Annotated in this window: 13 protein-coding genes and 2 pseudogenes; 6 read left to right on the top strand and 9 right to left on the bottom strand. The window is 67.6% G+C overall.

Annotation, left to right across the window (positions count from 1 at the left end):
• Both ACWD35_RS38805 and ACWD35_RS38800 read left to right on the top strand, forming a co-directional pair.
• Positions 1-873, top strand: an 873-nt coding sequence (locus ACWD35_RS38805) for an OB-fold nucleic acid binding domain-containing protein (protein ID WP_451356077.1), incomplete at its 5' end; no start/stop codon positions are given.
• Positions 870-1229: a DUF6300 family protein gene (locus ACWD35_RS38800; protein WP_451356076.1), complete on the top strand. Its 360-nt coding sequence runs from the start codon at positions 870-872 to the stop codon at positions 1227-1229. The genes ACWD35_RS38805 and ACWD35_RS38800, both read left to right, overlap by 4 nt.
• A gap of 47 nt (positions 1230-1276) precedes the next feature.
• Here the strand turns inward: ACWD35_RS38800 and ACWD35_RS38795 are convergent, their stop codons facing one another.
• From ACWD35_RS38795 to ACWD35_RS38775, 5 genes and pseudogenes are all read right to left on the bottom strand, one after another.
• Positions 1277-2548 carry a hypothetical protein gene (locus ACWD35_RS38795; RefSeq protein WP_451356075.1) on the bottom strand — a complete coding sequence of 424 codons (1272 nt, stop codon included), beginning with the start codon at positions 2546-2548 and terminating at the stop codon, positions 1277-1279.
• 365 nt (positions 2549-2913) lie between these two features.
• The gene (locus ACWD35_RS38790; RefSeq protein WP_451356074.1) at positions 2914-3048 is read right to left on the bottom strand and encodes a hypothetical protein; all 135 of its coding nucleotides are present in this window, start codon (positions 3046-3048) and stop codon (positions 2914-2916) included.
• Positions 3049-3545: 497 nt separating this feature from the next.
• Positions 3546-4478: a hypothetical protein gene (locus ACWD35_RS38785; protein ID WP_451356073.1), complete on the bottom strand. Its 933-nt coding sequence runs from the start codon at positions 4476-4478 to the stop codon at positions 3546-3548.
• A gap of 1072 nt (positions 4479-5550) precedes the next feature.
• A complete protein-coding gene (locus ACWD35_RS38780) occupies positions 5551-5733 on the bottom strand; it encodes a hypothetical protein (RefSeq protein WP_451356072.1) in 183 nt (60 codons plus the stop codon).
• 155 nt (positions 5734-5888) lie between these two features.
• Positions 5889-6308: pseudogene (locus tag ACWD35_RS38775) on the bottom strand (ATP cone domain-containing protein); the annotation flags it as partial.
• A gap of 36 nt (positions 6309-6344) precedes the next feature.
• Here ACWD35_RS38775 and ACWD35_RS38770 point away from each other — a divergent pair.
• Complete coding sequence (locus ACWD35_RS38770) at positions 6345-6833, top strand: hypothetical protein (RefSeq protein ID WP_451356071.1); 489 nt, start codon at positions 6345-6347, stop codon at positions 6831-6833.
• Positions 6834-7323: 490 nt separating this feature from the next.
• Here ACWD35_RS38770 and ACWD35_RS38765 read toward each other — a convergent pair.
• From ACWD35_RS38765 to ACWD35_RS38755, 3 genes and pseudogenes are all read right to left on the bottom strand, one after another.
• Positions 7324-7563, bottom strand: a pseudogene (locus ACWD35_RS38765) (transposase); the annotation flags it as partial.
• 236 nt (positions 7564-7799) lie between these two features.
• Positions 7800-8750 carry a DUF3825 domain-containing protein gene (locus tag ACWD35_RS38760; RefSeq protein ID WP_451356070.1) on the bottom strand — a complete coding sequence of 317 codons (951 nt, stop codon included), beginning with the start codon at positions 8748-8750 and terminating at the stop codon, positions 7800-7802.
• Between the two features lie 72 nt (positions 8751-8822).
• Entirely contained in the window at positions 8823-9089 is a 267-nt protein-coding gene (locus ACWD35_RS38755) for a hypothetical protein (RefSeq protein WP_451356069.1), read from the bottom strand.
• Positions 9090-9757: 668 nt separating this feature from the next.
• Here ACWD35_RS38755 and ACWD35_RS38750 point away from each other — a divergent pair.
• The gene (locus ACWD35_RS38750) at positions 9758-10174 is read left to right on the top strand and encodes an NUDIX domain-containing protein (protein WP_451356068.1); all 417 of its coding nucleotides are present in this window, start codon (positions 9758-9760) and stop codon (positions 10172-10174) included.
• Positions 10175-10191: 17 nt separating this feature from the next.
• Here ACWD35_RS38750 and ACWD35_RS38745 read toward each other — a convergent pair whose 3' ends face one another.
• Positions 10192-10680 (bottom strand): hypothetical protein, encoded by a 489-nt coding sequence (locus tag ACWD35_RS38745; protein ID WP_451356067.1) that lies wholly within the window; start codon positions 10678-10680, stop codon positions 10192-10194.
• 46 nt (positions 10681-10726) lie between these two features.
• On the opposite strand from ACWD35_RS38745, the gene ACWD35_RS38740 reads away from it, so the two are divergent.
• Together ACWD35_RS38740 and ACWD35_RS38735 are read left to right on the top strand one after the other, a co-directional pair.
• The gene (locus ACWD35_RS38740) at positions 10727-10972 is read left to right on the top strand and encodes a hypothetical protein (protein WP_451356066.1); all 246 of its coding nucleotides are present in this window, start codon (positions 10727-10729) and stop codon (positions 10970-10972) included.
• A 251-nt stretch (positions 10973-11223) separates the two neighbouring features.
• Complete coding sequence (locus ACWD35_RS38735) at positions 11224-12084, top strand: endonuclease/exonuclease/phosphatase family protein (RefSeq protein WP_451356065.1); 861 nt, start codon at positions 11224-11226, stop codon at positions 12082-12084.
• The last annotated feature ends 50 nt before the right edge of the window (positions 12085-12134 follow it).

Raw genomic sequence — 12134 nt, 5'->3', positions numbered from 1 at the left:
TTGCCCGCGCTCAACAAGCGGGCCGTCGAATCACTCATCAAGGCCGGCGCCTTCGACTCCCTCGGCCACACCCGCAAGGGCCTGACCGCCGCTCACGAATCGGCCATCGACGCCGTCGTGCCGCTGAAGAAGGCCGCCGCGTACGGGCAGGACGACCTGTTCGCCGGTATGGGCGGCGACGGCGACGGCGAGGATTCCGGATTCGGCCTCGACGTGAAGATCGACGACAGCGAATGGCCGCGCAAGCAACTCCTGTCCACCGAGCGGGAGATGCTCGGGATGTACGTCTCGGCGCACCCGCTGGACGGCACAGAGCACATCCTCTCCGCTAACCGGGACACCACCATCCCCGAGTTGCTGGCCTCCGGCCGCACTGAGGGCATGGTGCGCCTGTCCGGACTGATCACCAGTGTCCAGCAGAAGATGACCAAGCAGGGCAACGCGTGGGCGATCGTCAACCTCGCCGACCGTGACGGCACCATAGAGGTCCTGTTCTTCCCCGCCAGCTACCAGCTCGTCGTGGGCGCGCTCGTCGAAGACAGCGTGGTATCGGTCCAGGGCCGCATCAACGACCGCGACGGCACGATCAGCATCTTCGGGCAGGAGCTACAGGTCCTCGACATCACCTCGGCGGAACGCGCCGGCGCAGCACCCGTGCAGCTCAGCCTTCCCTACCACCGCATCAACGAGCCCGCGATCAAGGAGCTCAAGAGAATCGTGGGGGCGCACCCAGGGGACAACCCGGTCCACCTCACGGTGCGAGGGGTGCAGAAGACGATCGTGTATCAGCTTCACTCAACGGTGAACGCGTCGACGATCGCCTCTGACGTCAAGGCCTCCTTCGGGCAGGACGCATGGCAGGGAGTCGCGTGAGCGGCGAGCAGCAGGACGAGGAGTCGATCCTCTTCAAGGTCGAAGAGACACCGCCTTGCCCTCGTTGCGCAGAGAGCACGCTGCTCCTCGCTCGGTATCGGCACTCCTGGACGAACGGCCGCGGTGAGGACGTCGCCGGCCTCAAGGAAGCCGTGCTGTGCCCGTCCTGCGACCACAAGGAACCGGCAGCCGCCGAACTCCAGGCGCTGTTCGCCGTCGACGGCCAGGTGCTGCCCGAGAACCTGGCCACCTTCGGTGGCCTCCTCGCGGCGTGGATCGAGTCCGTACGGCACCGCGCCGTTGACGAGGTGCTGCTCGCCGACGAATACGAACGGTGGCAGCGCGGCGACTTGTAGATGCCCATGTGCCCCGGCCGCAGGCCGGGGCACACCTTGTTGCAGGGTCAGGTCAGGGCCTGGTGCAGGCGCAGCGTGTGACCGAGCATCGTGTCCTCGGGGCGCATGCTGCGGTGCTCGATCCGGTCTGCTGCTTGGACCAGTTCCTCCGGCTCGATGTAGCCGCCGTCGATGAGCGGTGAGCCGGTCTTGAGGAGGCTGCGGGTCAGCTCGGGCGCGAACTGGGTCAGGGAAGCGTGCCACACGTGGTGGAAGTTCTCCCGCGCCCGGGGATGCGCCACCTCGCGTGGGAGTCCGTCACAGCACTCGATCCGTGCCCGAGCCAGGCGCTTGTTCCGCCGCCAGACCTCGGGCAACCACTGCCCGAACCTCCACATGACGGGGTCAGCCAGCGGGTACAGGGGCCAGATCCCGCCGCGTAGGTACATAGGTGCGCCACAGGCCATGGCCCTCAGTGTGGAGTCGGAGATCGGCGGGGCAGGGGGAATGCCGTGGTCCTGGTCGTCCAGTGCTTCCCGTGTGAGCGGGGTGAACCAGGCGGGCGGGCGCCTGGGGGCACGCTGGACCGGCTCCCCTGCAGGCACGGGCCTGCTGAGCATTTCATCGCCGCCTACGCCGGTAGCGGCCCACAGGATGCCGTCGTTGCACCACGAGGACAGCAGCCGGGAGTGCCCGGCGATGTAGACCTCCTCGTGAGGACCGAGCCTCTGCTCACTCGCCCAGCGCGGATCGAGGGGCAGGTAGTCGGCGGACCGAAGGGTCGTGTCCTCTTTGATGCCGCAGTAGCCCATCAAAGCAGCGCGCCGGCGCACCTGCTGCTCGCCGGGTTCGCCGTCCTGCAAGAGCGCGCCTGCGGCGATCCCAGAGCCGTGACGACGGGCGAGGGAGAGCGCCACGTTGCTGCTGTCCATCCCCCCGGACAGCTCGACAGCCGTGCGCTGCGCATCGTGGTAGTGGTCGGCGAGAACGCTGTCCAGTAGGTCCACGTAGGCGTCGATGACGGGCGCGTTCTCTACGAGTTCGCGGGGCTCGTCATGTTCACACGCCGACGGCTCGGTGAAGGTGAGCGTTCCGTCGTGGAAGACGGCCTGTCCTCGCTCAGTGAGGAGGCGTACGGGTTCGAAGACCGTGCGGGCGCTGTAGTGGCCGGACAGGGCGAGAGATCGTGCGACCTCGACGGAGTCGAGTGTTTGGTGGGGGAGCAGAGAGCGGAGCTGGGTGATGTCCCAGTTGGCGTGGAGCGCCCCCTGACTGACCAGTAGATACACCGGGGCGGTGGCTCGGGCCCCTGTGGTGACGGTGACGGTATCGGAGGTCATCTCGATCAGATGGTGCGCGGCGGGCCACCGCTGCGCCTCTGCCAGGGCTGCGTCGTAGGCCTGGCGGCTGACCTGTTGAGGCTCGGCTGACGCGGTCCGATCGTGATCGAGGAGACGTTCACGGATCTGGAAGGCAACGCGAGTGGCATCGCGCAGGGACCATGCTTCGAGGGCGGGATGGTCGTAGGGGGCTAACCATGTGCTGCCGCTGACCCACCGGCCATTCGACCAGGTCCACGGTGCGCTGCGCTGGATGCTGATCCGCATGCTGAACACAGGAATCCTCCAGAGGCCGCAGAAGGGACCGGGCCCCGCGTTCTCGCGGAGCCCGGCTGTGAACGAACTGCGAGAAAGGACGCGGAAGGTCAGTCGTCCTCGTTGGTGCGCTGGTCGCCCTGGCCGCTCGGCTTGCGGTGGCGAGCCTCCGCGGTCGGCACGCTTCTGCGGGCCGCCGTGGTGAACAGGCCCTCCAGGTTCCTCAACTGCTCTTCGGCCTTCATCAGTCGGGTCTCCCTTCTGTTCTCCAGTGGTGCGGAAGACGGGTGTCCTCAGCCGGTCCCCCGGCACCGGACCATCTTTCAGGCCCGATGTCGGGTCGTACACCCGTCTGCCGGTCAGATCACTGACGGGCGGCGGGGCCCGGTGCCAGACCGCCTAACGAGCTTGGCAGCAGTCCAATCCGGAAAGCTTGACCGTTCGACGGTCCAGGCCTAGGGGGAAGGCAGCCGGACCGCCGAACGCGGCTATGCGGCGGTGAGCAAGACCAGGCCGATACTGCGAATCTCGCCCCGGGTCACGTCCCAACAGCCACAGGTCCTGCGACGCCAGAGGTGCGCCGGTTTGGTCTCTTGCACGCTCCTCCTGCGGGGTCAGCGCAGGCACCCCGACCTCGGTCAGCCGCAGCTGGTGCACATCCAGGAACTCAGCCCCCGCCGAGGGAGACGTCTCGGTCATGGGCACATGCTCGAGGCGGACCGGCAGCTCGCAGCCGTGGTCTTCAAGTCGCTGAGCCGTCAGGCGCGGCCGAGCGACGGCGCTTTCTTGCCTGCTGTGAGTCGTTGTACAGATCGGAGATTGCGTCGGCCAGGTCGGGCAGGTCGGTCAGTTCGATGTTTCTGGGGTTGGCGGCGTAGCCGATCAGGCCCAGGAGACGGTGCACGATGTCGGCCTCCTGTTGCTGGCGCTGCCAGTTGGCGTCGTCGAGGCCGTCGTCGACGAGGGGTGGCGGCGTCTTGTGGAAGCGCTCGTCCTCGGCAACGCACTCTCTCAGGGCCTTCGGCCACACCAAGGGCTCTTGCGATGTCTCCTGCGGCGGCGTTTCCTCGCCGTGACGGATTGCACGGATGATCCGGGCCTCGTGAGAAGCGTCCACCCGCTGCTGAAGGTCGTTGACGGCAGCCAGTTGCCCGGCCACACGCCGGATCCGCGCGGAGTGGTCGAGTGCCCACTGGCGTTCGGCGCGGCGGCGGCGAACGCCTCGGGCGTACTCCACTCGTTCGTTCTGCGTGGAGGGCGCGGTGCCGTCGGGGCGGGTGTGAGAGCGCCCCAGCTGGAGGTGTCGCCGTTCAGCTGCCTGACGGCCACTCAGTTCCTGCCACTGCGCGATGCGTGCCCAGGTGATCCGCTTGGTCCGCGCGAGGGTGGCGAGCTTCAGCTCGTCGTAATCGAGTTTCTCCCGGAGCATGCGGATGCCCAGCAGGGCGGCCAGGATTTCGGTCTCCGTGGCGTCGGGATGCAACAGGCCCTCGGCTCGCTGGCAGATGCGGTCGTAGTTGCGGGCGATGTCCATCAAGAGACCCGGGGAGTCGCTGCCGGGGCGTGGGAGCCTGCGGGTGCCTGGCGTCTTCTCAGTCAGCAGAGTCCAGGCCTGCGTCCGGTTGTGCTGCCGGGTGGCGTCCGGGGTTCGGTCTAAGTTCTGCGTCATCTTCATGACGACACTTTCTGTCGTCCGTCGGACGACGTCTCCGTCTCCTGCGCCGATGCTGTAGCGCCGAGGCAGCGGCCCACCGCCGTCCGCTCCTCCCGGGTGGTATGTGTCTGATGATGGCGCTTGTTCCTGCGCTGCCAGGCGGCCCGCCCGGCGCCGGCGGCGAACATGGTGAGCGCGAACAGTACAGACGCCAGGTACTGAGCGCTGACGTCATGGATGAGAGATGTCGACATTGTGGATATAGGCGCACAGTCTGCGTGCGCGATGCCTCCTTACGAGGGTGGCTGGGGCAGGACAAGCTCCGCCCGGGCAGGCCCCGCGAAGTCAGCGAGTCCCAGGCCGGGCAGAAGAGCTTGCGACGGCTCCGCTGCGCCGTCCGGTACGGAAGTGTGCCGGGCGTACGCCGTCCGCATATGCGCTCTCGCCACACCCGCCCTAAGCGCCACCTTGCGCCACCCTTCCCTAGGGGGATGAAACGTCACGAAACGGCACAGCCGATCACAAGAGCAGTGTCGTCGTCTGGATGCACCGAGGCGCTCTCGCCGCTGCAGCCGACCCACCACACCGCCTCAACTCGTGGCACTCAACAAGTGGTTGGCTCCGGGGCACGTACGGAAGGCGCCAACTGCAGACCGGACTCATGCTGTCCCCGATCCACTCCCTGGCGCACTCGCGGATGGGGTGCCCGCGTCACACACAGTGCGGTGTCGATGGCCTGTGCGAGGGCCAGCGCGGAAGGTCCGTTGACGGGATCAGCCCGGACGGTCGCACATGGGAACGCCGGACCGCTGCAGTAAGCGGACGCGTTCGGAAAGCAACAGACCGCCCAGGCCCTGTAGGAGGCGGCCAGGGGCGCCGTCAGCCGACAGTCGGCCATGGACCGGCGGCCTGTGGCGATCGAAGAGCGGTCAAGAACAACGCCGACAACAAGGACGGGGCGGCGGGCCCTCACGAGGACTCGGTCGCGCATGCGGTGGCCGTCGGGCCCGGTGAAGCCGGGGTGCCAGCGGCGGTGCGCGCGGACATCGCGGCAAATCCGCCGTCATCGACGGCAAGCAGCACCAGCACAAGTTCACCGGGCACCGGCCGTGAGTACGGCAGTGACCATGGCATCCAGCACCGTAGCGCCGGTCAGGGCGACCATCAGGGGCTGGGCGAGGACCGGGCAACGGTACACGGCATAGGCAAGGCAGCCCATGGTCAGCAGGCCCACCAGGACCAGCAGCAGGACAACAAGCGCAGCGAGCGCGGACACGATAGATCTCCCTGTCAGGTTCAAGCAGGCGCACAGCGCATGCGGGATGTAGATGGCCTCATGCAAAAGATCCTTGAGCCGGGCATGCTCCGGGCAGGCCCGGCTCAGGCGAACACGGTGACGGGGGTGAGCCCGCAACCGCCCTGTCACCAGAAGGCGGCCTCGAAGTCCTCCAGCGAGTCGAACGCCCGGTAGACGGAGGCGAATCGCAGAAAGGCGACGAGGTCCAGCTCCTGCAAGGGGCCGAGTATGGCCAGCCCCACGTCGTGGGTGGTCAGCTCGGCACTCCCGGTGGCCCGCACCGCCTCCTATACCCGCCGGCCGAGCTGGGCGAGCGCGTCCTCGGTGACAGGCCGCCCCTGGCATGCCTTGCGCACACCATTGATGACCTTGATGCGACTGAACGGCCCGGTCACTCCGGACCGCTTCACCACCATGCACGAGCACGTCTCCACGGTCGTGAAACGACGGGAACAGTCAGGACACTGGCGGCGCCTGCGGATCGACGTACCGTCGCCGGTCGTACGACTGTCGACCACGCGACTGTCGGGACGCTCCGGCCTTGGCCGGGTAATCAACGGTGTCAGTGACCGCGGCTATGGTTCCCGGTCATGGGGTTTTCGGGGACTTACATCGTGGCGCGAGCCGGTCGGCCGCTGACGGAACTGGCGGCGATGCAGGCCTCGGAGTGTGCGCCGCTCTGGTGGGCACGTGATGGCGAGTGGCAGATCCTACAAGCGTGCCCCGTCGCGGATCCGGACTCTTCGATCATCGGCGAGACGGGTGCTTCTGTCCTGGTCTCTCATGTGGTCGACAGCGACTTCGCGACCGTTCAGGCAGCAAGTCCCGACGGCCTGTCATGGCAATGTGCCTTGTCGCCGGAGATGGCGCGGGATTACGGCCTGCCCGGTGAGTGGATCGGTGATTCGGTCGAAGTCGGCGAGCGAGCTGCAGCGTGGGCTCGAGCGGCCGGCCTTCAGCCGGACCCGGTGGCGCTCAGGGCTGCCCTGGTGGCTGAGTGTGATCCGCTGGCGGAGGACTTGGTCTTCGCGCTCGTTCACTCCTTGGGATTCCGGTTCCGTGACGGGGTCGACCTGTGACCGCCAGCCGTGTGATCGGGGGCGCCCTCGCAAACTGCACCCTGCCGACGCTCACACCGAAGTCGCGGGGCATCGACCGAATTTGTTCGTCCGGCCGGTCACGATGGTCGAAGGCCTGAAGCTGCAGCAGATCAGCCGGACCGCGAAAGACCCGGTGGAACTCCGCCGGGCGATCGTGGCGCTGATGTCCGCATGACCGACCTGGAACAGACAACGCTCGAACAGCACGTGGTCGACAGGCCGGGGTGTCTTTGGCCATCTCGCCCCAAGACCGAGCCCCGCTGCGAACGGCGGACCGATCCGCCGCCCGGGCGCGGGCTGGCGCCCGGCAAGGACTGACCGCCGATGACCTCGTCCCAGCGCCGGGCTGCGTTGAGGGTAAATGTCGAGGCCCGGCGGCCTCTTACGGCATGCTCCCCTGGCGTGCGTCGCGCGCCAGACGGCGGTGCCAGGCCGGGGAGTAGACGCCACGCTCTGCCACTCGTGTCCAGGCCAGTACGGCGCCAACCAGACGGATTACGGCGGAGCGGTCGGGGAAGATCCCGACCACGTCGGTGCGTCGGCGAATCTCCTTGTTCAGCCGCTCCTGCGGGTTGTTCGACCAGATCTGCCGCCAGATCTCGCGCGGGAACGCCGTGAACGCCAGCAGTTCGTGCTGGGCGGCGTCGAGGTGTTCGGCGGCCTTCGGGAACTTCGCCTCCAGGGCGTCAAGGCCGTGCCGCATCTGAGCCCGGGCGAGCGGGTCCGTTCCGACACGGCTGCGCCAGGCGCGCAAGGCGCGGTCGGCGGCGGCCGTGTCGACCTCGAGCGCGCCGTCGCCGTCGTCGATGTGCTGAAGGCAGGCATCGCATACAGCGACGAGGTCGTGGGGCATCGTGCCTCTCTGGGCGGTCAGTTCGGCTCGCCGCGGTAGATGACGTGCCAGTGCCTCCGCGTTGTTCCCGTGGGGGCTGTGGCCGGGATTCGCTACGGCGGAGCTTCATCGTCGGCAGCGGGTTGCAGCCAGTCGCTGTCGGGGCGAGCCAGCAGCCGGGCGTTGTTGTATGCCATCACGGTGGTGAGGACCGTGTGGCCACGGTAGAACTCTCCTTGCCGGGAGACCACCAGACCGAGGTCCACCACGCTGGCGTCAAGGAGAGACAGCGGGAGCAGGAGCTGAACCGTGTCCTGTGCCGGGTACCACGTGGGCACTGCCGCCTTGTAGTTGCGGCGGACTCGATCCTCCGCTCCGTCGATGGCACCCTTCAGTGCCATGCGGGCAAGATGGGGGTTCGCCTGGAGCGTTGCGGGAAAACGGGCAAGGTTTCCCTGATCGTCGAGGATGTGGTCCACACCCACGACGAGTTCCCGGCGCCAGTCGTAGATGTAGTCCGCTGGGTTGTCGGTGTAGGTCACGAAGTCAGGACGCAAGGAGGGCGGGAAGTGCTCCATGAAGTCACGCTTGCTCTCCAGGCGCCAGTCGACGAAGACCCACGGCTGGCTGTCGGGCCGGTCGTTGCGACGGAAAAGCCCGTAGATCGTCTCCTGCCGCGCAGTTGCCAGTCCTGTATTGAAGGCGGAGTATGAGCCATCGCTGCTCGTCGAGAGCCTGCCCTGCTGGTGTGCACGCTCGAATGTCCACCGGATGTAATTGCGCAGGATGCGGTTGCCGCCCGGTGACTCCGCCTCTCGGCCGTCCCAGTTCTCAGGCTCCGCTATGTCCGCCAAGCGGTCGAAGAGGTCGGGATCACTAGTGCCCTCGCGAAGACTGGCGCTCGATCGCACCTTCCCCATGTGCGCGTACTCGTAGAGCGCGTTGCCAGACAGTCCCGACGGACGGGGCGATCGTGCCGCGGACGGTGGCGTCGCGCCGTCGAAGTGCTGCTTCAGTCGAGCAAGGTCTGCTGGTGACGCCAAGGGTTGGTTCTCGCTGGTCACAGAAGCTCTCCCAAAATCGCGTGTCGGAGGTGTCCGCCAGTCTTTCCCATGTCACCGGTGGGCGTCAGGGCTTCATGCGATGCTGTTGCCGGTGTCCTCGGTGAGGATGCGGTAGACAGTAGGGACCGAGGGGTGGTCGCCCTTGTTCTTGCCCGAGGTGATGACGAGCTTGCGGGCAATCTCGGGGACGGGTACGCCGCCTGCCCGCAGGCTGCGGGCGCAGGCGGCCATGTCGTCGTCGACGACCTTGGGACGACCGCCGTGCCGGCCGCGTTCACGGACGGACGCCTGGCCCTCCAGGGACTTCTCCCAGATGTACTCGCGTTCGGACTCGGCCATGCCGGGCTTCGTGGCCGGTGACGACCTGGGGCACGGCAACGGTGTGCAGAAGACCGAGTTGCGATGGACTGCGCCCTGGCTCCCCTGGGCTGGCGCACGGTCATCGATGCCTCCCCCGGCGGCGGTTGACGCGTTCCGGTGTTCGCGCCCCGTTCAGCAGGTGCCGGGCGTCGGTGCGAAGGCCGCTGCCTTGCTTGCCGAGTTCGAACTGTCCCCCGCGACGGGGGCGCGGGCCGACGGGGGTCTGGGTCACCGCGAGCAGCGCGGTGACCAAGTCAGTTTTGACGACGCTCACCAGGATGACGGCCTCAGCGGCCGGAACGTAACACAGCGCCGGGCAGTCTGGCTCTGTCCACCGGAAGACTCGTGAACAGAGCCAGCAGTCCCTCATGCCGGTGTTTTCCCCAATTCATCGACAAACGCTCTCGCTGGATACGCACAAAGCCACAGGGTTCCCGCACCGCGGCGTCCCCCGGAGCGGATCGGGCAGCTGCCCGCGATCGGCATGCGACGGAGCCGTGGGGCCGGACAGGGTGCATTCCGATCGGCCCCACGGCGTTCACGGCTGCCGAGGCCCGTGATGGAGCCCTCACCTTCGGTGGTGTCCTGCGGAGGTGAACGCAGGGCGGGACAATCGGAGGCAGAAGGACGACGAGAGGATGCGGTGGATGACTGCGGAGCGGATCGATGTCGCGTACACCCTGGTGAGCGACGCGACCGGGGGGCGGGTGCTGATGGTGCGCAACAAGGACACCTGGAGTCTGCCCGGTGGGCGGCGCGAGGCCGGGGAGACGCTTGCTGAGGCCGCTGTCCGCGAGACCAAGGAGGAGGCCGGGGTCGTCGTCGAGGCCGGTCCTGTCGTCGATGTCAGTGAGCGCATCGATACCGAGGTGCATGACGTCTTCACCGTCTTCCGCGCGGAGCTGCTGTCCGGGGAGCCCGCGGCCGGAGGGCATGACGATGACGTGGTGGAGGCGGCCTGGGTGCCGGTGGAGGAGGCCAGCGCACGGATGCCGTGGTACCCGGACGGTGTGGCCGCGCTGCTGGCGGCGTCCGGGGCCGGCTACAGCGCCACCCGCGACTGACCGGTCCGTCTCGTCCGTCACAGGAGGCGGCGGGTCACGGCCGGCAGGGAAGCGGGTGCGGCGTGGCCGTCCAGGGCGCGGGCGCAGACGCTGGCGGCGTGCCATACGGCCTGCGTGGTGAGTTCCAGGTGTTCGGTGGTGTGGACGGCCGTGGGGTAGAAGATCCCCCGCACCAGGGCCCCTGTGCGGATGGCCTCGGTGAGGAACAGTGCCTTCAGCTGCGGCGCGCTGATCTGGGCGTTTCCGGTGGTCTCGATGCCGAGGAAGCAGTCGTAGCCGACCAGCCGGATGTGCCCGGCCAGGCCGGCTTCCGCGAGCTGGGCATCCACGGTGCGGCGGAGTTCGGCGCCGTTGGCGTGCGCGCGGGCGAGGGCGTCGGTGACGGCAATCTCGTTGACCAGCGCGATCATGGCGGCCAGGGCTGCGGCGTCGCTGCCGTGGGTGGTCGACAGCAGGAACAGCGGCGGCTGCCCGGGCAGCGGGCGGGTGTGGTCGCCGAGTTCCATCAGGTCGCGGCGGCCGGTGAGGGCGGACAGGGGCAGGCCGCCGCCGATGCAGCCGGAGGAAGCCGGCGTATTGACGGTGAACGGGCCGAGCGCGGTGTGGACGTGCCCCTGCGGTCATGAGGCACGGCGAGGACTGTCCGCGCCTCACATCCGCAACGCGCTCACCGTCATCGGTATCGACCCGCTCAGTCAGGGATCCGTCGAACTCGATCAGGAGCTGTACGTTGTGGCGGACGGTTACCCCGAGGATGCACACCCGCGCCAGCTCTTCGTCGTGTTCGGCACTGCATAGCCAGGGGACCAAAGCTGACAGTCTCTCGAGCGCATGGTGGCACGGCACAGTGTCAGCATGCCGAGCTGGCCGGTGGACTTGTCGGATCATGTCTCCCCGTCACCACTAGTTGGGGAGCGAGGGTGGGGGTTTAGGTCACCACACCGCTGAAATCCAGCAACTGGCATGCATCACTGATGGCTTGGCGGGGACCATCGTCATGCGACGGTGTGGACGGCCTGGCGGTGGCCACGAGAATTCAAGGGGCGGGCGTGCTGCTGACGGGAGTCGTGCAGAACCTCGGCACGGGCGGGACCGAGGACGGGGACGGACGCCCGGAAGATCGGTGGCCATTGATCGCCGAACGGATCAACTCTGCAGCTGACCGCGTCGACGTGGTCATGCTGCAGGAGGTGATGGACTGGCACCGGTACGGGCACAAGCAGCTCGCCCGTGCCTGCCGCGACCTGGACCTGGACGCAGCGCCCCTCACACCCTCGTCCAGCGGGCTCGGTACGGCCCTGTTGTACCGGCGGGAGGTGCTCGGCCGGTGGGTGCGGCACAATCCCGACTTCGCGGGCGAGACCTTGCACGGCTTTGCGCTGACCTCGTTCGAGGTCGGCCTCCCGGCGCCGCTCTCATTCGTGCCGGTCCACTTCACGCCGTTCACGGCGGACAAGGCGCGCTTCGAGGCGAGCACGACGGCATTCCGCGGATACAAGTACGGGCCGTACGTGATCTTGGCCGGGGATATCAACTTTCCGCCGCAGCAGGCAGACAGCCCGCTTCCCGACTACAGATCGATGCGCCCTTACAACCGCGGCAGTCGCACGCTGCTGCCGGACCCCGGTCGCCCCTTGGCCCCGGACCGACGAGTAGCGCAGACGCTAGCGCACCACGGATACGTGGACGTCGCCTGGCACCAGTACCAGAAGGACAAGGACCCAGGACTGCTCGCGCCGACCGGCACCGACGACCGCATCGACCAGGTATGGGTGTCCACCCCGATGGCCCCGGCAGTGTCCGGCTATCGAGTGCTCGATCAGCCCGAGGGGGCCTCTGATCACAAGGGTTTGGTGTTCACCGTCGACACCGACCTGATCGACACGTCGCAGCCGTGGAGGCACAAGTGAACCCGCCAGTACGGTGGTATGAGCGTTCGTCCGCTGAGGGAGGAGAATCC

The organism is Streptomyces sp. NPDC002671, from assembly GCF_053592475.1.
Note: the sequence above shows the minus strand (reverse complement) of the source record. Positions and strands in the feature narration are given on the sequence as shown.